Origin of the sequence: Pseudomonas sp. MG-9 (genome assembly GCF_018729515.1) — a bacterium.
Classification (GTDB): Bacteria; Pseudomonadota; Gammaproteobacteria; order Pseudomonadales; family Pseudomonadaceae; genus Aquipseudomonas; species Aquipseudomonas serboccidentalis.
This window is the reverse complement of record NZ_JAHHZH010000007.1, coordinates 254,619-273,281: the sequence shown is the minus strand read 5'-3', so window position 1 is coordinate 273,281 and position 18,663 is coordinate 254,619. Positions and strand designations below refer to the sequence as shown.

Here is an 18,663-nt window from a genome sequence, read left to right as displayed (position 1 = left end):
TTTATCCAGGGAATGTTCATGGACACCAAATTGCTCGACATCCTCGCGTGCCCGATCTGCAAAGGCCCGCTCAAGCTCAGCGCCGACAAGACCGAACTGATCAGCAAGGGCGCAGGTCTGGCCTATCCGATTCGCGACGGCATCCCGGTGATGCTCGAAAGCGAAGCGCGCACCCTGACCACCGACGAGCGTCTGGATAAATGACCACTGCTTTCACCGTTGTCATCCCGTCGCGCTACGCCTCGACCCGCCTGCCGGGCAAGCCGTTGCTGGACATCGCCGGCAAGCCGATGATCCAGCATGTCTGGGAACAGGCGAGTAAAAGCAGCGCCACCCGTGTGGTGGTGGCGACTGACGATGCACGCATCGTCGAGGCGTGCCAGGGGTTCGGCGCTGAAGTGGTGCTGACCCGTGAAGATCACAATTCCGGGACCGACCGTCTGGCTGAGGTCGCGGCAAAACTGGGCCTGGCGCCTGACGCGATCGTGGTCAATGTGCAGGGCGACGAGCCATTGATCCCGCCGAGCGTGATCGATCAGGTTGCGGCCAACCTCGCGGCCCACACCGAAGCGCGCATGGCCACGCTGGCCGAGCCGATCGAAGACGTGGACACCTTGTTCAACCCGAACGTGGTCAAGGTCGTCAGCGACATCAACGGTCTGGCGCTGACCTTCAGTCGCGCAACCTTGCCGTGGGCGCGCGATGCCTTCGCCAAGAGCCGCGAGCAGTTGCCTGAAGGCGTGCCATACCGTCGGCACATCGGCATTTATGCCTACCGCGCCGGGTTCCTCCAGGACTTCGTGAACTGGGGCCCGTGCTGGCTGGAAAACACCGAATCCCTCGAGCAACTGCGTGCGCTGTGGCATGGCGTGCGGATTCATGTGGCCGATGCGCTGATCGCGCCGCCAACCGGCGTCGACACCGTTGAAGACCTCGAGCGCGTTCGTCGCCTGCTGGGGGCCTGATGCGCGTTCTGTTCGTGTGCCTGGGCAACATCTGCCGTTCGCCCACCGCTGAAGGCGTGTTGCGCCACAAACTGCGCGAAGCCGGGCTGGCCGATCAGGTCGAAGTGGCCTCTGCCGGTACCGGTGACTGGCACGTCGGCAACCCGCCGGACAAGCGCAGCCAGGCGGCGGCCAAGGTGCGTGGGTATGACCTGTCGGCGCAGCGCGCGCAGCAGGTCAGCCGCGCCGATTTCGCCAGTTACGACCTGATTCTGGCCATGGACAACAGCAACCTGCGCAACCTCAAGGCGCTGCGACCGTCCACCGGCAAAGCCGAGCTGGACCTGTTCCTGCGCCGTTATGCCGGTGTGGTCGATGAAGTGCCGGATCCGTATTACGACGGCGATCAAGGCTTCGAGCAGGTACTGGATCTGATCGAGGCGGCGTGTGACCAACTGTTGATCGAAGTGAAGGGCCGGTTATGAGTTTGCAGCTGCAACCACAGGTTTCGCTGAAACCGTTCAACAGTTTTGGCGTGGACGTTCGCGCGCAGTTGTTTGCCGAGGCCCACAGCGACAACGATGTCCGTGAGGCGCTGGCCTATGCGACTGCCCATGACCTGCCGTTGCTGGTGATCGGTGGCGGCAGCAATCTGTTGCTGACCGCTGATATCCCGGCGCTGGTGCTGCGCATGGGCACCCGTGGCATTCGGCTGATCAGCGATGACGGCAGCCGCGTGGTGATCGAGGCCGAAGCCGGCGAACCGTGGCATCCGTTCGTGCAGCACACGCTGGCGCAGGGTTTTTCCGGTCTGGAAAACCTCAGCCTGATCCCCGGCACCGTGGGCGCTGCGCCGATGCAGAACATCGGTGCCTACGGTGTCGAGATCAAGGACGTGTTCGCCGGCCTCACCGCGCTGGATCGCCAGACCGGCGAGCTGCGCGACTTCAGCCTGGAAGAATGCAACTTCGCCTACCGCGACAGCCTGTTCAAGCAGCAGCCGGGGCGCTGGCTGATCCTGCGTGTGCGCTTCAAGCTCGATCGCATCGCCCACCTGCATCTGGAGTACGGCCCGGTGCGTCAGCGCCTGACCGAGCAGGGCATCGAGCAACCGACGCCTACCGACGTCAGCCGCGCGATCTGCAGCATCCGTAGCGAAAAACTGCCGGACCCGGCGGTGCTCGGCAATGCCGGCAGCTTCTTCAAGAACCCGCTGGTCTCGGCGGCGCTGGTGGCGCAGATCAAGCAGCAGCACCCGGATCTGGTGGCCTACGCGCAACCGGACGGGCAGATGAAGCTGGCCGCCGGCTGGCTGATCGAGCGCGCTGGCTGGAAGGGCTTTCGCGAGGCCGATGCCGGTGTGCATAAATTGCAGGCGCTGGTGCTGGTCAACTACGGCGCGGCCACCGGCCTGCAACTGCTGGATCTGGCGCAACGCATCCAGAAAGATATTGCCGAACGTTTCAATGTCGAGCTGGAAATGGAGCCCAACCGCTATTAATGCAGCTACGAGCCTCAAGTTTTTAGCGGCGAGCTACAATCTTGATCGTGAGCCAGCTCCTGCTTTTGCTTGCAGCTTGTAGCTAGAAACTTGCAACTGAAAAGCCCTGTCTCAGCAGGGCTTTTTTGTTAACGGTGGGTTAACTTAGCCAGCTAACGATAACCGTCATTTGCTTCACCAAAGGCCCGGTGCAGACGTTCGCGTCGGCACAAGAGAGCCGATTAGCCTGAGTCGATCTGCGTGAACCAGTGCCAGCCTCTGGCGGCAGATTGCTCGACCCCATAACCACCAAAAATATGCGGGCGTGCCCATGATTACCCTGAAACTCAATGGCCAGGATCACCAACTGGATGTCACCGAAGACATGCCGCTGCTGTGGGCTATCCGTGATGTCGCCGGTTACAACGGCACCAAATTCGGCTGCGGCATGGGCCTGTGCGGCGCCTGCACCATTCATATCGACGGCTTGCCGGCTCGTAGCTGCATCACGCCGATCGGCTCGGTGATCGGGCAGAACGTCAGCACCATCGACAACCTGCATGCCGATCCGGTTGGCCAGGTCGTGCAGCAAGCCTGGCTCGACAGCGCCGTGGCGCAGTGCGGTTTCTGTCAGGGTGGGCAGATCATGTCTGCCACCGCGTTGCTCAAGACCAACCCCAATCCGAGCGACGAGCAGATTGAAGAGGCGATGGTCGGCAACATTTGCCGTTGCGGCACCTACAACCGGATCAAGACCGCTATCCGCCAGGCCTCCACTCACCTCAAGGAGGCCAAGGCATGAGCCGCTTGCCGAATGATTTCGCCCTGAGCAACCTCAGCCGCCGTGGCTTTCTCAAAGGCGTCGGCGCGACCGGTGCGTTGGTGCTGGCCGCCAGTTGGGGCTGGCAGGACGCGTTGGCTGAAGACGCACCGAAGAAATTTGGCGCCGACGGCATGCCCAACGGCTGGATCGACGATCCGAAGGTCTACGTCAGCATTGCCGCGGACGGTACGGTCACCGTGGTCTGCAACCGCTCGGAAATGGGCCAGGGTGTGCGCACCAGCCTGACCATGGTGGTCGCCGACGAACTGGACGCCGATTGGGCCAAGGTCAAAGTGCAACAGGCACCGGGCGATGAAGTGCGGTTCGGCAACCAGGACACCGACGGTTCGCGCAGCATGCGCCACTGGTATGAACCGATGCGCCGTTGCGGCGCAGCCGCCCGGACCATGCTGGAGCAAGCCGCCGCCGCGCAGTGGAAGGTGCCGGTGGGCGAGTGCCAGGCGCAGTTGCACAAGGTCATTCACAAACCGTCCGGCCGTGAGCTGGGCTATGGCGAACTCGCCGCTGCCGCCAGTGCGCTGGCGGTGCCGGCGCGTGACAGCCTGCGCCTCAAGCAGCCGTCGGAATTCCGCTACATCGGCAAGGAAGGCACCAAGGCTATCGACGGTGCCGACATCGTCAATGGCCGCGCGGTGTACGGTGCTGACGTGCATTTTGACGGCATGCTCTACGCCACCATCGCCCGTCCGGCGGTGTACGGCGGCAAGGTCAAGTCGCTGGATGACAGCGCGGCGCTGAAGGTTCCGGGCGTGCTCAAAGTGCTGCAGATCGAAAGCCGTCCACTGCCTTCGGAATTCCAGCCGCTGGGCGGCGTGGCGGTGGTGGCCAGCAATACCTGGGCGGCGATCAAGGGCCGCGAGGCGCTGAAAATCGAATGGGACGACGGCCCGAATGCCAGTTACGACTCGGTCGCTTACCGCCAGAAACTGGAAGCCGCGTCGCGTAAACCCGGCAAAGTGGTGCGCAACACCGGCGATATCGACAAGGCCTTGAGCGGCGCCGCCAGCAGCCTCGAAGCCTCCTACTATTTGCCGCATCTGGCTCAGGCGCCGATGGAGCCGATGGTCGCCATCGCGCGATACAACGACGGCGTGTGTGAGGCCTGGGCGCCGAGTCAGGCGCCACAGGTGACCCGCGAACGCATCGCCGAACGCCTGGGGCTGCCGTTCGATAACGTTACCTTCAACGTCACGCTGCTGGGTGGTGGTTTCGGCCGCAAATCGAAACCGGATTTCGTCGTCGAAGCCGCGATCCTCGCCAAGGAGTTCCCCGGCAAAGCCGTGCGGGTGCAATGGACGCGCGAGGATGACATCCACAACTCGTATTTCCACACGGTGTCTGCCGAGTACCTGAAGGCCGCTGTCGGCAAGGACGGCATGCCGTCCGGCTGGTTGCATCGCACCGTGGCGCCGAGCATCACCGCGCTGTTCGCGCCGGGCATGAACCATGAAGCAGCCTTCGAACTGGGCATGGGCTTCACCAACATGGCCTACGCGATTCCCAATGTGCGTCTGGAAAACCCTGAAGCCGCGGTGCACACCCGCGTCGGCTGGTATCGCTCGGTGTCGAACATTCCGCACGGTTTCGCGATCCAGAGTTTCGTCGATGAACTGGCGCACAAGGCGGGTGTGGATCCGCTCAAGTATCAGATCAAGTTGCTCGGCCCCGATCGGCAGATCGATCCGCGCACCCTGAGCGAGGAGTGGAACTACGGAGAGTCCCCCGAGCGCTATCCGATCGACACTGGGCGCATGCGCACCGTGCTGGAAACCGCAGCCAAGGCTGCCGGTTGGGGGCGCACATTGCCCAAGGGTCGAGGCTTGGGGCTGGCGGTGCACTACAGTTTCGTCACTTATGTGGCAGCGGTGATCGAAGTCGAGGTCAAGGACGACGGCACGCTGATCGTGCACAAGGCTGACATCGCCGTCGATTGCGGGCCGCAGATCAACCCTGAACGCATCCGCTCGCAGTTCGAAGGCGCCTGTGTGATGGGCCTGGGCAACGCGGTGCTGGGTGAAATCAGTTTCAAGGATGGCAAGGTCCAGCAGGACAACTTCCATATGTACGAAGTGGCGCGCATGTCGCTGGCGCCGAAGGAAGTCGCCGTGCATCTGGTGACGCCGCCGGGCGATGTGCCGTTGGGCGGCGTCGGTGAGCCGGGCGTGCCACCGATTGCGCCAGCGCTGTGCAATGCGATCTTCGCCGCCACCGGCCAGCGCATCCGCAATCTGCCGGTGCGCTATCAGTTGCAGGGCTGGCAGAAGGCGCAGGCGTAATGGACAGCGCCGATCTCAACGTCCTGCGCAGCGTGCTCGAATGGCGCCGTGCCGGGCAGCGGGTGGTGCTGTTCAGCGTGGTGCAGACCTGGGGCACAGCGCCGCGGGCGCCGGGGGCGATGCTGGCATTGCGCGAGGACGGCGTGGTGATCGGCTCGGTGTCGGGCGGCTGTGTCGAGGATGACCTGATCGCGCGTCTGCACGACGGGCGCATCGCCAGCGACGGGCCACCGGTGCAGCTGATTACCTACGGCGTCACCCGGGAGGAGGCCGCGCGGTTCGGCTTGCCCTGTGGCGGCACGTTGCGCCTGACCGAAGAGCGGGTCGGTGATCCAGCGTGGGTTGCCGAGTTGCTCGCCCGTTGTGAGGCCCACGAGATTGTTGCGCGTGAGCTGAACATCGAAACCGGTGAGGTGCTGCTGTCGGCGGCGAGCAAATCCGATGCGCTGGCATTCGACGGCAAAACCCTGCGCGCCATTTATGGCCCGCGCTGGCGTCTGCTGTTGATCGGCGCCGGACAGCTGTCGCGTTACGTGGCCGACATGGCCCGGCTGCTGGATTTCGAAGTGCTGATCTGCGATCCGCGCACGGAGTTCGTCTACGGCTGGGAAGAGCACCACGGCCGTTTTGTCCCGGGCATGCCGGATGATGCCGTGTTGAGCATTCAGACCGACGAGCGCACGGCCATCGTTGCGCTGACCCACGATCCACGCCTGGACGACATGGCGTTGCTCACCGCACTCGATTCGCCGGCGTTCTATGTCGGTGCGCTCGGGTCGCGGGTCAACAGCCAGAAGCGCCGGAACAATCTGGCTCAGCTAGGCTTGTCACCTGAGGCGATCAACCGTCTGCACGGGCCGATAGGCTTGCACATCGGCAGCCATTCGCCAGCGGAGATTGCCCTGTCGTTGTTGGCGGAGATTGTCGCGATCAAGAACGGCGTCGAGTTGAAACAGAAGAAAGCCGTGGAGGGAGCATGAGTCGATCCATCGCAGTGATTGTACTGGCGGCGGGCGAGGGTAGTCGTTTTCGCCAGGTTGCCGGTGCCGATAAAGACAAGCTGCTGGCCGATTGCACCGGGCGCGATGGCGCGGTGCGTTCGGTGATCGAGCAGGTGTTGCTGAACCTTCCGGCCAATCTCGACAAGCGGGTGCTGGTGACCACAGAAGCGCGACCGCAGGTGATGCGCATGGCGCAGGCTTATGGCTATGACGTGGTGTCGATTGAATCGACCGGGATGGGCGACAGCATTGCGGCTGGCGTTGCGGCGTGCCCGGAGGCGGATGGCTGGTTGATTGTGCTGGGCGATATGCCGTTTATCTTGCCGTCGAGTATTGAACGGGTAGTGACGGCGATGGCTGAGGACGCCGTGAGTGTGCCGGTACAGGAGGGCGAGTTCGGGCATCCGGTGGGGTTCGGGCGTTCGTTCGGACCGGGGCTGCAGGCCTTGAGCGGTGATCGTGGCGCCAGGCTGTTGTTCAAGCAGGGGCGGGTAGTGGAGGTGGCGGTGGATGATCCCGGGGTGGTGTGGGATATCGATGTGCCTGAAGCGTTGGTGTTTACCGGGAATTAAAAGATCGCAGCCTGCGGCAGCTCTTACAGGGGATCGCCGCAGGCAGCGATCTTTTGATCTTCTGAATGGAATAAAAAAGCCCCGCCAGGTTTTCACCGGGCGGGGCTTTTTAACGGCTTCGGGAATTACACGAGCGGTTTAGGCTCGTGTTCTTTTTCCTCGGCCTCTTGGTGATGTTCGACCGCGTCCTGAACGGAGCGTGGTGCTTCGGCGATGACCGACTCAACCACGGCTTCTTCAGTCGCGGAAGCAACCTCGACCACTTCAGCCGCCGGAGCAGCAGCGGCAGCCAGTTCGGCTTCCTTCTGCAGGCGCTCGGCTTCACGCTTGCGGCGACGCACTTCACGTGGGTCGTTCGGTGCACGGCCGTTTGGCGTCAGGGCGCTGACCGGAGTGGCTTCAACCACTGGAGCAGGCTCTTCGGCAACCACTGGCGCTTCGACGACCGTTGCTTCAACCACTGGTGCTGGAGCAGGTTCAACTGCTTCAACCACTGGTTCGGCAGCCTTGGCTTCTTCAACCACTGGGGCCTCAACGACTGGCGCTGGAGTTTCAGCGACGGCAGGCTCGGCAACCCAGTTGAAAGCGGTCTGTTCTTCGCGAACTTCACGCACGGTTTCGGTCACGGTTTCAGCGACGGTTTCAACAACCGGCTCTGCGGCCACGACGGGCGCTTCGACTACAGGTTCTGCAGCCGCTTCAACCTGAGGCTGAGCTTCGCGAACCGGGGCGACTTCGACTTCCGGAGCAGCAACAACTTCCACTGGGGTAGTTGCTTCGACAACCGGCGCTTCCACTGGAGTAGTTTCCAGGGTGGCAGCGGTGGCGCGTTCGGCTTGCTCGTGCGCCTGTGCTTCGGCTGGCGCGCTGATCACGCTGCTGGCAACAGCGGCGGTCACGGCCAGGCCGGCAGCCAGATCGGTAGCGCTCGGTGCAGCGTTTTCGCCGGACTCGGATTCTTCCGAACCTTCGATCACGTTGCCGTTGGCATCACGCTGACGCTCGCGACGGTTGCTGCGACGACGCTGACCACGGGAGCGACGACGTGGACGATCGCCTTCGGCGTTGTCCTGACCGTCTTCCGGCAGTTGCTCTTCGTTAGTGTTGACTTCTTCCTCAGCGACGGCAGCAGCGGCCTGTTCGGCGCGCGGTTGACGCTCTTCACGCGGCGGACGCGGTGCGCGTTCTTCGCGTGGCTGACGAGCCGGACGTTCTTCGGCAACCACAGCAGCTGCGGCAGCAACTGGAGCGGCCGGGGCAGCGTCCAGAGGTTCGCGCAGTTCACGTACACGCTCTTCGCGCTCGCCACGTGGCTTGCGGTCTTCGCGTGGAGCACGCGGTGCACGTTCTTCACGCGGGGCGCGTGGAGCGCGTTCTTCGCGGGCGGCTGGCGCTTCGGTGCGGGCTTCACGAGGCTCGCGAACTTCACGGGCTTCGCGTGGCTGACGCTCTTCACGCGGCTCGCGTGGGGCGCGCTCTTCACGCGGTGCACGTTCTTCGCGCGGCTTGCGTTCTTCATCGCGGCGACCGTTACGGTTGCGGCTCTGCTGACGACCGTTGCGACGCTCTTCGTTGCGGGCTGGGCGCTCGGTGGCCGGTTTTTCAACCACGACCGGAGCGACTGGCTCTTCTTTGGTGGCGAACAGGCTGACCAGCGATTTCACCAGACCCTTGAACAGGCTTGGCTCTGGTGCGGCAACCGGAGCCGGTGCTGGAGCGGCAGGCGCGGCGACTTCGGTCGGAACCGGAGCGTTGGCACGGGCCGGTGCAGTTTTAACGGCTGCTTCCTGGCGAACCAGGGTGCGGGTCGCGGCGGCTGGCTGGACTTCTTCGACTTCGGCAGCGGCAGCAGCGATTTCGTAGCTGGACTGGTTGGTCGCAGCTTCCGGGCTGTCGTCACGCAGGCGCTGAACTTCGAAATGCGGGGTTTCGAGGTGATCGTTCGGCAGAATGACGATACGGGCACGGGTGCGCAGTTCGATCTTGGTGATCGAGTTGCGTTTTTCGTTGAGCAGGAACGCGGCGACCGGGATCGGCACCTGAGCGCGCACTTCGGCAGTGCGGTCTTTCAGGGCTTCTTCTTCGATCAGGCGCAGGATCGCCAGCGACAGCGATTCAACATCACGGATGATGCCGGTGCCGTTGCAGCGTGGGCAGACGATGCCGCTGCTTTCGCCCAGAGATGGACGCAGGCGCTGACGGGACATTTCCAGCAGGCCGAAGCGCGAGATGCGGCCGATCTGCACGCGAGCGCGGTCGGCTTCCAGGCATTCGCGGACTTTCTCTTCCACGGCGCGCTGGTTCTTGGCAGGGGTCATGTCGATGAAGTCGATGACGATCAGGCCGCCGATGTCGCGCAGTCGCAACTGACGGGCAATTTCTTCGGCAGCTTCAAGGTTGGTCTGCAGAGCGGTTTCTTCGATGTCGCTGCCTTTGGTGGCGCGCGCCGAGTTGATGTCTATGGACACCAGGGCTTCGGTCGGATCGATGACGATGGAGCCGCCGGAAGGCAGTTCAACGACGCGCTGGAAAGCGGTCTCGATCTGGCTTTCGATCTGGAAACGGTTGAACAGCGGAACGCTGTCTTCGTACAGCTTGATCTTGCTGGCGTACTGCGGCATCACCTGGCGGATGAAAGTCAGGGCTTCGTCCTGGGCTTCAACGCTGTCGATCAGCACTTCGCCGATGTCCTGGCGCAGGTAATCGCGGATGGCGCGGATGATCACGTTGCTTTCCTGATAGATCAGGAAGGGTGCGGAGCGATCCAGCGAGGCTTCTTTGATGGCGGTCCACAGTTGCAGCAGGTAGTCGAGGTCCCACTGCATTTCTTCGCTGCTGCGGCCCAGGCCGGCAGTGCGCACGATCAGACCCATGTCGGCCGGTGCAACCAGGCCGTTCAGCGCTTCACGCAGTTCGTTGCGCTCTTCGCCTTCGATGCGACGGGAGATGCCGCCGGCACGCGGGTTGTTCGGCATCAGCACGAGGTAACGACCGGCCAGGCTGATGAAGGTGGTCAGGGCGGCGCCCTTGTTGCCACGTTCTTCTTTTTCGACCTGAACGATGACTTCCTGGCCTTCGCTCAGGACGTCCTTGATGTTGACGCGGCCTTCAGGGGCTTTCTTGAAGTATTCGCGGGAGATTTCTTTGAGGGGCAGGAAGCCGTGGCGCTCGGAGCCGAAATCGACAAAGGCAGCCTCAAGGCTTGGTTCGATGCGAGTGATACGGCCTTTGTAGATGTTGGCCTTTTTCTGCTCGCGTGCACCGGATTCGATGTCCAGGTCGTAGAGGCGTTGGCCATCTACCAGTGCAACACGCAACTCTTCGGGTTGAGTTGCGTTAATCAGCATTCTTTTCATGTAGTACCGTCGGTTTCCGGGCTGCCGGAAACGGCGTTCGGCACACACGACTTCTCACGGTCGGTGTCAGGTGCGTCGGGAGTGGTTGGCCATTCCCGTGTCCAGCGATGTCAGGCCAATTGGGCCGATATCGCGACGTACGCGTCCTGCTTGCTGTGGCTACTTAAGCACTCAGTCAGGAGGAGGAATCAACCAGCGGCTGTGGACGAGATGAAGCGTCTTGATAAAGCCTATTGCTACACAGTCCAGCGGTTGTGCATCTCCACCCTACACGTATCCCTGATAATTCGGGTGCTGCCGCGCGCAGAATCCGCAGCGGGTTGGCATTTACCGTGAGCTCCGAAAGGGGAGGTCACGCATCATGGCTAATTCAGGCGATGTTTCCGAAGCCTTCGCTCGGGGTCATCTGCAGCTGACTGCACTTTGTGAACTGGCCTCGAATATTTGCCTGTCAGGCGAGTGAAAACTCTGCTCGACGGTGTAATTCAGGCCTCATGTCACCTGCGCTTGTTACAACTGCAAACTCCACCGTTACGTAGCGAAAGCCCCGTAGGACGGCCTCGCGTCCTGGTGAATTGCGTTGGTCAGGGCCGGTTTTTGACCGTGGTTCCGCTGTCCAGGCCGCTTTTGGCGGCGTTCGCGACTATAGCAGCAATGATTAAGTGCTTCAATTCCATAAAAATTGTTATCATCCGCGGCATGACAACTACTGCCCCTTCGACTCCAGGCGTTCAACTGCTTGAAGTCTCGCCGGAGTATGCCGGCCAACGAATCGACAATTTCCTGCTTGCCCGGCTCAAAGGCGTGCCCAAGACCTTGATTTACCGCATTTTGCGTAAAGGCGAAGTGCGTGTGAACAAGGGGCGGATCAAGCCCGAATACAAGCTGCAGGCCGGCGATATCGTGCGCGTGCCGCCCGTTCGGGTGCCTGAGCGCGACGAACCTGTGCCTCTGGCTCAAGGGTTGTTGCAGCGTCTGGAAGCCTCGATTGTCTACGAAGACAAAGCCCTGATCGTGATCAACAAGCCCGCCGGCATTGCGGTTCACGGTGGCAGCGGCTTGAATTACGGCGTCATCGAAGCCTTTCGTCAGTTGCGTCCCGATACCAAGGAGCTGGAGCTGGTTCACCGTCTCGACCGTGATACCTCCGGCCTGCTGATGATCGCCAAAAAGCGCAGCATGTTGCGTCACTTGCACGCCGCATTGCGCGGTGATGGTGTCGACAAGCGTTACATGGCGTTGGTTCGCGGCAACTGGGCGACCTCGATCAAGCAAGTCCGTGCGGCGCTCGGCAAGAGCAATCTGCGCTCCGGCGAGCGCATGGTCGAGGTCGACGAGGAGGAGGGCAAGGAGTCTGTGACCGTGTTCAAGGTCCTGCGTCGCTTTGGCGACTTTGCCACCCTGATCGAAGCCAAGCCGATCACCGGCCGCACGCACCAGATCCGCGTCCACACGTTGCACGCCGGGCACTGCATTGCCGGTGACACCAAGTACGGCGATGACGGCTTCAGTAAGGAAATCCGTGATCTGGGCGGCAAGCGCCTGTTCCTCCACGCCTACATGCTGACCGTGCCGCTGCCCGATGGCGGTGAGCTCAAGCTGCAGGCGCCGGTCGACGAAATGTGGGCCAAGACCGTGGAGCGATTGAGTGTGCCCATCTGATTACAAGCTGCTGATTTTCGATTGGGACGGCACCCTCGCCGATTCCATTGGTCGGATTGTCGAGGCGATGCATTCTGCGTCCGGGCGTTCCGGTTTCGAATTGCGTGATGATTTTGCCGTCAAAGGCATCATCGGCCTGGGCTTGCCCGAGGCGATCCGCACTTTGTATCCGGAAATCAGTGATGCCGAGATGACCTTGTTTCGCGAGTATTACGCCGATCACTACATTGCGGCAGAAACCGTACCTTCGCCGCTGTTCGAGGGTGTAGTCGAGTCGATGGCGTCTTTTCGCGAGCAGGGTTATCACCTGGCGGTGGCAACCGGCAAGAATCGTCGCGGACTGGATCGGGTGCTCAAAGCCAATGGCTGGGAAGATTACTTCGATATCACTCGCGCCGCCGACGAGACCGCGAGCAAGCCGCATCCGCTGATGCTGGAGCAGATTCTCGCGCATTGCGGTGTTCGGCCCGAGCAGGCGTTGATGGTGGGGGATTCGTCCTTCGATCTGCTGATGGCGCGCAATGCGGGCATGGCGTCTGTGGCGGTCAGTTATGGCGCGCAGTCCATTGAATCGCTGCAGCAGTTCGAGCCGCGCCTGTCGATCGACCGGTTTAGTGAATTGCATGCCTGGCTGGGGCAGCAGGCTTAATACGTTTTTGCTGGGGTACAGCGCATGACCGACGAATGGAAAGCACCGGCCAAGGCAAGTGCCGACGACGGTGACGAGAAAAGCTGGAAGCTGTTGGAGAAGACGTTGCTGGCCAGTGTGCAGGAGCAGCGTCGCTCGCGGCGTTGGGGGATTTTCTTCAAGCTGCTGACGTTTGTTTATCTGTTTGTTGCGCTGATCCTGTTTACTCCGTTGATGGACATGGAAAAGAGCGCCACCCGGGGTCCGAATTACACCGCGCTGATCGATGTCACCGGTGTGATCGCCGACAAGGAGCCTGCCAGCGCCGACAATATTGTGGGCAGTCTGCGAGCGGCCTTTGAAGACAAGAAGGTCAAGGGCGTGATCCTGCGGATCAACAGCCCGGGCGGCAGTCCGGTGCAGTCGGGTTACGTGTATGACGAGATCAAGCGTCTGCGTGGCCTGCATCCGGATACCAAGGTGTACGCAGTGATCTCTGATCTCGGCGCGTCCGGTGCCTATTACATCGCCAGTGCGGCGGATCAGATCTATGCCGACAAGGCCAGTCTGGTTGGCTCCATCGGTGTAACGGCGGCGGGTTACGGCTTTGTCGGCACCATGGACAAGCTGGGTGTCGAGCGTCGCACTTACACTTCGGGTGAGCACAAGTCGTTCCTGGATCCGTTCCAGCCGCAGAAGCCTGACGAAACCGCGTTCTGGCAGACCGTGCTGGACACCACGCACAAGCAGTTCATCAACAGCGTCAAGCAGGGTCGTGGCGATCGCCTGAAGGACAAGGAGCATCCAGAGCTGTACTCCGGGCTGGTCTGGTCCGGCGAGCAGGCGCTGCCGCTGGGGCTGATCGATGGTCTGGGTAACGCCAGTTCGGTGGCGCGTGATGTGATCGGCGAGAAAGAACTGGTGGACTTCACCGTTCAGGAATCGCCGTTTGATCGCTTCTCGAAGAAGCTCGGCGCCAGTGTGGCTGAGCAGTTGGCGATGTGGATGGGTTTCCACGGGCCCTCGTTGCGTTAATTCGTTTCAAGTCAAAAGATCGCAGCCTGCGGCAGCTCCTACAGAGATCGGTGTAGGAGTTGCCGCAGGCTGCGATCTTTTGCTTTAAGGGATCTGTACGCCTTCGGCCAGCAGCATGTCGATCAGGCGAATCAGCGGCAGGCCGATTAGGCTGGTGGCGTCAGGTCCTTCGGTGGACTGAAACAGGCTCACGCCCAAGCCTTCGGCCTTGAAGCTGCCGGCGCAGTCGTAGGGCTGCTCCAGGCGCAGGTAGCGCTCGATGCGCGCCTCGTCGAGTTGGCGCATGTGCACGGTGAACGGCACGCAGTCGACCTGACAGTGACCGGTCTGGCTGTTGAGCAGCGCCAGGCCGGTAAGGAATGTCACACTGGTGCCGCTGGCGGCCAGCAGCTGCTCGCGGGCCTTGTCGAAGGTATGTGGTTTGCCGATGATGCGCTCGCCGAGCACGGCAACCTGGTCCGAGCCGATAATCAGATGAGCCGGGTGGCTGGTGGCCAGTGCCCGGGCTTTCTGTTCGGCGAGGCGCTTGACCAGTTCGATGGCTGACTCACCCGGTTGGTGGCTTTCGTCGATATCCGGCGAGCTGCAGACGAACGGCAGGTGCAGGCGGGCGAGCAATTCCCGACGATAAGTCGAGCTGGAAGCAAGTAATAAAGGCAGCATTGGCGTCTCCTGAGGCAGGTGCGAATTCTAGCGGAGGCACGCAAGTGACGGACAGGGCACAATTTCCTTTGACATGGGTGGGGGCATCCCTATAATGCTGCGCCTATGTTGAATGACCCGATTCCACCTCACGTTGACCCGCGCAAATTGGCTGACCGTGGCACCACCCTTCAAGGTGAACTGCTGCTGGCCGATTTGAAGAGACTCTGCGACCCGCTTTCCGACGATGTCGGTACGGTGCAGGCCAAATTCGTTTTTGAACGAGATGAACGTAAATCTGTGGTGATCCACAGCTTTATCGACACCGAAGTCAAAATGGTTTGCCAGCGTTGTCTTGAGCTGGTCACCCTGCCGATCCACAGCGAATGCAGTTACGCTGTAGTGAAGGAGGGTGCGAATACCCAGTCGTTACCGAAAGGTTATGACGTGCTGGAACTGGGCGAAGATCCATTGGATCTGCAGTCACTGATCGAGGAGGAGCTTCTGCTCGCCTTGCCCATTGTGCCTGCTCATCATCCGGAAGAATGCCAGCAGCCGGCGGGAGCAGATGAACCCGAACCGAGCGAGGACGAGGTAACGCGGTCCAACCCGTTCAGTGTATTGGCGCAGTTAAAGCGTGACCCAAACGTTTAGGAGTTAATCAATTATGGCTGTTCAGCAGAACAAAAAATCCCGCTCTGCCCGTGACATGCGCCGTTCGCACGACGCTCTCGAGGCTAGCACCCTGTCTGTAGAAAAAACCACTGGTGAAGTTCACCTGCGTCACCACGTATCGCCAGAAGGCGTATACCGTGGCCGTAAAGTGATCGACAAGGGCGCTGACGAGTAATCACTTGTCCGCTCAAGTCATCGCGATTGACGCAATGGGCGGGGACTTCGGTCCCCGCAGCATTGTTCAGGCCAGCCTTGCTTGCCTTTCTGCTACGCCCTCGCTGCACCTGACCCTCGTCGGTCAACCCTCCCTTCTTGAAGAATTGATCAACGGCCAGTCGGCTGCCGATCGTGCGCGCCTGACGATTGTCCCGGCGTCTGAAGTCATCACCATGGACGAAAAGCCGACCCAGGCCTTGCGTGGCAAGCCGGATTCGTCGATGCGTGTCGCCCTTGAACTGGTGCGTGACGGCAAGGCTCAGGCCTGTGTCAGTGCCGGCAATACCGGTGCGCTGATGGCGCTGTCGCGATTCGTGCTCAAGACGTTGCCGGGCATTGATCGGCCGGCGATGGTGGCGGCGATCCCGACGCAGAAGGGCTATTGCCAGTTGCTCGACCTGGGCGCCAACGTCGATTGCAGTGCCGAGCATCTGTTGCAGTTCGCGGTGATGGGGTCGGTGGCCGCACAGACGCTGGGCATCGCCCGGCCACGGGTGGCGTTGCTCAATATCGGCACTGAAGACATCAAGGGTAATCAGCAGGTCAAGCTGGCGGCGACCTTGCTGCAGGCGGCGCGCGGTATCAACTACATCGGCTTCGTCGAAGGCGATGGTCTGTATCGCGGCGAAGCGGACGTGGTGGTGTGTGACGGTTTTGTCGGCAATATCCTGCTCAAGTCCAGCGAAGGTCTGGCGACGATGATCGCGGCGCGCATCGAGGCCTTGTTCAAGAAAAACCTTGCGTCCCGTGCTGTGGGGGCGTTGGCGTTGCCATTGATGAAGCGTTTGCAGGCTGATCTGGCGCCGGCGCGACATAACGGCGCAAGCTTTCTCGGTTTGCAGGGTATTGTCGTGAAAAGTCACGGTTCGGCCGGGGTTCAGGGCTTTCAGAGTGCGATTCAGCGTGCGCTGATCGAGATTCAGGAGAATCTGCCCGAGCGTCTCCACGGTCGTCTGGAGGATTTGTTGTCTTAGGCGTTTTCGTCGGACAATGCTTAAATGTGACCGCCCGGTTCAAAGGGCCATCCAACTGTCAGTTTCTTGCGTCCCCTGGTGGGGCGTCATTTTTCGACGACAAGATCATTAGGGGCTTGTTACATGTCTGCTTCCCTCGCATTCGTCTTTCCAGGACAGGGTTCGCAGTCCCTCGGCATGCTGGCCGAGCTGGGCGCGGAACATCCGCTGATCCTCGAAACATTCAAAGAAGCCTCTGAGGCTCTGGGCTATGACCTGTGGGCGCTGACACAGCAGGGCCCGGAAGAGCTGCTCAATCAAACCGATAAAACCCAACCGGCCATTCTGACCGCTTCGATCGCCCTGTGGCGTCTGTGGCTGGATGAAGGCGGCGCGCGTCCGGCATTCGTTGCCGGTCACAGCCTGGGTGAATACAGCGCACTGGTTGCTGCTGGCAGCCTGAGCCTGGCTGACGCGGTGAAGCTCGTCGAGCGCCGTGGGCAGCTGATGCAGGAAGCCGTTCCGGCCGGGCAGGGCGGCATGGCTGCGATCCTCGGTCTGGAAGACGCTGATGTGCTGGCAGCCTGTGCTGAAGCGGCGCAGGGCGAAGTGGTCAGCGCCGTCAACTTCAACTCGCCAGGCCAGGTGGTCATTGCCGGTGCCAAGGCTGCCGTCGAGCGCGCCATCGAAGGCTGCAAGGCCCGTGGTGCCAAGCGCGCCATGCCGTTGCCGGTGAGCGTGCCGTCGCACTGCGAGCTGATGCGTCCGGCTGCCGAGCGCTTTGCCGAATCCATCGCCGCCATCAACTGGCAGGCGCCGCAGATCCCGGTGGTACAGAACGTCAGCGCGCAAGTGCCGGCCGATCTGGAAACCCTCAAGCGTGACCTGCTCGAACAACTGTACAAGCCAGTTCGCTGGGTTGAATCGGTCCAGACCCTCGCTGCCAAAGGCGCGACCAGTCTGGTCGAATGCGGCCCGGGCAAGGTGCTGGCCGGTCTGAACAAACGTTGCGCCGAAGGCGTTTCGACTTCCAACCTCAATACCCCAGACGCTTTCGCTGCCGCCCGTGCAGCGCTGGCCTGAATCAGGAGAAACTTGCATGAGTCTGCAAGGTAAAGTTGCACTGGTCACCGGTGCAAGCCGTGGCATCGGCCAGGCTATCGCCCTGGAGCTGGGTCGTCAGGGCGCCATCGTTATCGGCACCGCGACTTCCGCCAAAGGCGCCGAGGCAATTGCCGCTACGCTGAAAGAGCACGGGATTCAGGGTACTGGTCTGGAACTGAACGTTACCAGCGACGAATCGGTCAGCGCAGTGCTGGCGAGCATTCAGGAGCAGTTCGGTGCACCGGCGATCCTGGTCAATAATGCCGGTATCACCCGCGATAACCTGATGATGCGCATGAAAGACGATGAATGGTACGACGTGATCGATACCAATCTGAACAGTCTGTATCGCCTGTCCAAGGGCGTTTTGCGTGGCATGACCAAGGCGCGCTGGGGTCGAATTATCAGTATTGGCTCGGTGGTGGGTGCCATGGGCAACGCAGGCCAAGTAAACTATGCAGCCGCCAAGGCCGGTCTGGAAGGTTTCAGCCGTGCGATGGCGCGTGAAGTCGGTTCGCGTTCGATTACGGTCAACTCGGTAACCCCAGGGTTCATCGACACCGATATGACCCGCGAACTGCCTGAAGCACAGCGTGAAGCCTTGCAGACGCAGATTCCGCTGGGTCGTCTGGGACAAGCTCAAGAGATCGCCTCCGTGGTCGCTTTTCTTGCATCCGACGGTGCGGCATACGTCACTGGGGCTACAATCCCGGTGAACGGTGGGATGTACATGTAAGTAAAATGTGACGGATTGCTTCAAAAAAATGTCATACGAGCTGTCTAAAATCCGTTATAAAGCTGCAATCTATTTATAGACAGAGGGTCGCAGGGTTCGAGGAGTGAAGCTTTCAGTTGAAAAGCTGAAAAGTCTTTCTATACACTTACCCACCGGCCAGCTGCCTGAATTTGTCCATTAGGAGTGAAAACAAGGTATGAGCACCATCGAAGAGCGCGTCAAGAAAATCGTTGCCGAGCAACTGGGTGTTAAAGAAGAAGAAGTGGTCAACACTGCTTCCTTCGTTGAAGACCTGGGTGCCGACTCCCTTGACACCGTTGAGCTGGTGATGGCTCTGGAAGAGGAATTCGAGACCGAAATCCCTGACGAAGAAGCTGAGAAGATCACTACTGTACAAGCTGCAATCGACTACGTTACTAGCCACCAGGCGTAATAGTTTGTAATCGTTGTCTGCTGTCATGGAAAAACCGCACTGCCATCATGGCGTGCGGTTTTTTCTTTAGGCCTGATGCAAAGTCGTCATTTGAAAAAGGAGAGTG

The 18,663-nt window shown here is 60.9% G+C and carries 19 protein-coding genes; 17 read left to right on the top strand and 2 right to left on the bottom strand.

Annotated features, from left to right (window positions below; all coding sequences use genetic code 11):
- Positions 1-18 precede the first annotated feature (18 nt).
- From KKQ10_RS19870 to KKQ10_RS19835, 8 genes are all read left to right on the top strand, one after another.
- Entirely contained in the window at positions 19-204 is a 186-nt protein-coding gene (locus KKQ10_RS19870) for a Trm112 family protein (RefSeq protein ID WP_003174668.1), read from the top strand.
- Positions 201-965, top strand: coding sequence for a 3-deoxy-manno-octulosonate cytidylyltransferase (gene kdsB / locus KKQ10_RS19865; RefSeq protein WP_127648948.1), 765 nt, complete (start codon positions 201-203; stop codon positions 963-965). The genes KKQ10_RS19870 and kdsB overlap by 4 nt, the downstream gene beginning before the upstream one ends.
- Positions 965-1,429 (top strand): low molecular weight protein-tyrosine-phosphatase, encoded by a 465-nt coding sequence (locus tag KKQ10_RS19860; RefSeq protein WP_127648947.1) that lies wholly within the window; start codon positions 965-967, stop codon positions 1,427-1,429. Before kdsB ends, KKQ10_RS19860 begins: the two co-directional genes overlap by 1 nt.
- Positions 1,426-2,445: a UDP-N-acetylmuramate dehydrogenase gene (murB, locus tag KKQ10_RS19855; protein WP_127648946.1), complete on the top strand. Its 1,020-nt coding sequence runs from the start codon at positions 1,426-1,428 to the stop codon at positions 2,443-2,445. The genes KKQ10_RS19860 and murB overlap by 4 nt, the downstream gene beginning before the upstream one ends.
- A gap of 310 nt (positions 2,446-2,755) precedes the next feature.
- Positions 2,756-3,226 carry a (2Fe-2S)-binding protein gene (locus KKQ10_RS19850; protein WP_127648945.1) on the top strand — a complete coding sequence of 157 codons (471 nt, stop codon included), beginning with the start codon at positions 2,756-2,758 and terminating at the stop codon, positions 3,224-3,226.
- Positions 3,223-5,544, top strand: a complete 2,322-nt coding sequence (locus KKQ10_RS19845; protein WP_215502066.1) for a xanthine dehydrogenase family protein molybdopterin-binding subunit — start codon at positions 3,223-3,225, stop codon at positions 5,542-5,544. The genes KKQ10_RS19850 and KKQ10_RS19845 overlap by 4 nt, the downstream gene beginning before the upstream one ends.
- A complete protein-coding gene (locus KKQ10_RS19840) occupies positions 5,544-6,524 on the top strand; it encodes an XdhC family protein (protein WP_215502065.1) in 981 nt (326 codons plus the stop codon). Before KKQ10_RS19845 ends, KKQ10_RS19840 begins: the two co-directional genes overlap by 1 nt.
- The gene (locus tag KKQ10_RS19835) at positions 6,521-7,117 is read left to right on the top strand and encodes a nucleotidyltransferase family protein (RefSeq protein ID WP_215502064.1); all 597 of its coding nucleotides are present in this window, start codon (positions 6,521-6,523) and stop codon (positions 7,115-7,117) included. Before KKQ10_RS19840 ends, KKQ10_RS19835 begins: the two co-directional genes overlap by 4 nt.
- Positions 7,118-7,242: 125 nt before the next feature.
- Here KKQ10_RS19835 and rne read toward each other — a convergent pair whose 3' ends face one another.
- Positions 7,243-10,473 carry a ribonuclease E gene (gene rne / locus KKQ10_RS19830; protein ID WP_215502063.1) on the bottom strand — a complete coding sequence of 1,077 codons (3,231 nt, stop codon included), beginning with the start codon at positions 10,471-10,473 and terminating at the stop codon, positions 7,243-7,245.
- A 699-nt stretch (positions 10,474-11,172) separates the two neighbouring features.
- Here rne and rluC point away from each other — a divergent pair.
- From rluC to sppA, 3 genes are read left to right on the top strand one after another with little or no spacing between them, the layout of a single operon-like run.
- Positions 11,173-12,135, top strand: coding sequence for a 23S rRNA pseudouridine(955/2504/2580) synthase RluC (gene rluC, locus KKQ10_RS19825; protein WP_215502062.1), 963 nt, complete (start codon positions 11,173-11,175; stop codon positions 12,133-12,135).
- Positions 12,122-12,784 carry an HAD-IA family hydrolase gene (locus tag KKQ10_RS19820; protein ID WP_215502061.1) on the top strand — a complete coding sequence of 221 codons (663 nt, stop codon included), beginning with the start codon at positions 12,122-12,124 and terminating at the stop codon, positions 12,782-12,784. Before rluC ends, KKQ10_RS19820 begins: the two co-directional genes overlap by 14 nt.
- 24 nt (positions 12,785-12,808) lie before the next feature.
- Entirely contained in the window at positions 12,809-13,798 is a 990-nt protein-coding gene (gene sppA, locus KKQ10_RS19815; protein WP_215502060.1) for a signal peptide peptidase SppA, read from the top strand.
- 84 nt (positions 13,799-13,882) lie between these two features.
- On the opposite strand, the gene KKQ10_RS19810 is transcribed toward sppA, so the two are convergent.
- Positions 13,883-14,461, bottom strand: a complete 579-nt coding sequence (locus KKQ10_RS19810; RefSeq protein WP_215502059.1) for a Maf family protein — start codon at positions 14,459-14,461, stop codon at positions 13,883-13,885.
- Positions 14,462-14,566: 105 nt separating this feature from the next.
- Between KKQ10_RS19810 and KKQ10_RS19805 the strand changes: the two genes are divergently transcribed.
- The 6 genes from KKQ10_RS19805 to acpP all read left to right on the top strand — a co-directional run bounded on the left by KKQ10_RS19805 (position 14,567) and on the right by acpP (position 18,557).
- On the top strand, positions 14,567-15,094 hold the full coding sequence (locus KKQ10_RS19805; protein WP_003204262.1) for a YceD family protein: 528 nt from the start codon (positions 14,567-14,569) through the stop codon (positions 15,092-15,094).
- 13 nt (positions 15,095-15,107) lie between these two features.
- Positions 15,108-15,290 (top strand): 50S ribosomal protein L32, encoded by a 183-nt coding sequence (gene rpmF / locus KKQ10_RS19800; protein WP_003179396.1) that lies wholly within the window; start codon positions 15,108-15,110, stop codon positions 15,288-15,290.
- Between the two features lie 4 nt (positions 15,291-15,294).
- Positions 15,295-16,305 (top strand): phosphate acyltransferase PlsX, encoded by a 1,011-nt coding sequence (gene plsX / locus KKQ10_RS19795; protein WP_274657519.1) that lies wholly within the window; start codon positions 15,295-15,297, stop codon positions 16,303-16,305.
- A gap of 123 nt (positions 16,306-16,428) precedes the next feature.
- On the top strand, positions 16,429-17,367 hold the full coding sequence (gene fabD / locus KKQ10_RS19790) for an ACP S-malonyltransferase (protein ID WP_215502058.1): 939 nt from the start codon (positions 16,429-16,431) through the stop codon (positions 17,365-17,367).
- Positions 17,368-17,383: 16 nt separating this feature from the next.
- A complete protein-coding gene (fabG, locus tag KKQ10_RS19785) occupies positions 17,384-18,124 on the top strand; it encodes a 3-oxoacyl-ACP reductase FabG (protein WP_127648935.1) in 741 nt (246 codons plus the stop codon).
- A 196-nt stretch (positions 18,125-18,320) separates the two neighbouring features.
- Positions 18,321-18,557: an acyl carrier protein gene (gene acpP / locus KKQ10_RS19780; RefSeq protein ID WP_003175607.1), complete on the top strand. Its 237-nt coding sequence runs from the start codon at positions 18,321-18,323 to the stop codon at positions 18,555-18,557.
- The last annotated feature ends 106 nt before the right edge of the window (positions 18,558-18,663 follow it).

Excerpts from the sequence above, each read along its gene's own strand:
- KKQ10_RS19840 (WP_215502065.1), top strand. The coding sequence starts at position 5,544 with ATGGACAGCGCCGATCTCAACGTCCTGCGCAGCGTGCTCGAATGGCGC.
- KKQ10_RS19845 (WP_215502066.1), top strand. The coding sequence starts at position 3,223 with ATGAGCCGCTTGCCGAATGATTTCGCCCTGAGCAACCTCAGCCGCCGT.
- KKQ10_RS19835 (WP_215502064.1), top strand. The coding sequence starts at position 6,521 with ATGAGTCGATCCATCGCAGTGATTGTACTGGCGGCGGGCGAGGGTAGT.
- KKQ10_RS19810 (WP_215502059.1), bottom strand. The coding sequence starts at position 14,461 with ATGCTGCCTTTATTACTTGCTTCCAGCTCGACTTATCGTCGGGAATTG.
- acpP (WP_003175607.1), top strand. The coding sequence starts at position 18,321 with ATGAGCACCATCGAAGAGCGCGTCAAGAAAATCGTTGCCGAGCAACTG.
- KKQ10_RS19805 (WP_003204262.1), top strand. The coding sequence starts at position 14,567 with ATGTTGAATGACCCGATTCCACCTCACGTTGACCCGCGCAAATTGGCT.
- KKQ10_RS19860 (WP_127648947.1), top strand. The coding sequence starts at position 965 with ATGCGCGTTCTGTTCGTGTGCCTGGGCAACATCTGCCGTTCGCCCACC.
- KKQ10_RS19870 (WP_003174668.1), top strand. The coding sequence starts at position 19 with ATGGACACCAAATTGCTCGACATCCTCGCGTGCCCGATCTGCAAAGGC.
- fabD (WP_215502058.1), top strand. The coding sequence starts at position 16,429 with ATGTCTGCTTCCCTCGCATTCGTCTTTCCAGGACAGGGTTCGCAGTCC.
- fabG (WP_127648935.1), top strand. The coding sequence starts at position 17,384 with ATGAGTCTGCAAGGTAAAGTTGCACTGGTCACCGGTGCAAGCCGTGGC.
- kdsB (WP_127648948.1), top strand. The coding sequence starts at position 201 with ATGACCACTGCTTTCACCGTTGTCATCCCGTCGCGCTACGCCTCGACC.
- murB (WP_127648946.1), top strand. The coding sequence starts at position 1,426 with ATGAGTTTGCAGCTGCAACCACAGGTTTCGCTGAAACCGTTCAACAGT.
- sppA (WP_215502060.1), top strand. The coding sequence starts at position 12,809 with ATGACCGACGAATGGAAAGCACCGGCCAAGGCAAGTGCCGACGACGGT.
- rluC (WP_215502062.1), top strand. The coding sequence starts at position 11,173 with ATGACAACTACTGCCCCTTCGACTCCAGGCGTTCAACTGCTTGAAGTC.
- rne (WP_215502063.1), bottom strand. The coding sequence starts at position 10,473 with ATGAAAAGAATGCTGATTAACGCAACTCAACCCGAAGAGTTGCGTGTT.
- rpmF (WP_003179396.1), top strand. The coding sequence starts at position 15,108 with ATGGCTGTTCAGCAGAACAAAAAATCCCGCTCTGCCCGTGACATGCGC.
- KKQ10_RS19850 (WP_127648945.1), top strand. The coding sequence starts at position 2,756 with ATGATTACCCTGAAACTCAATGGCCAGGATCACCAACTGGATGTCACC.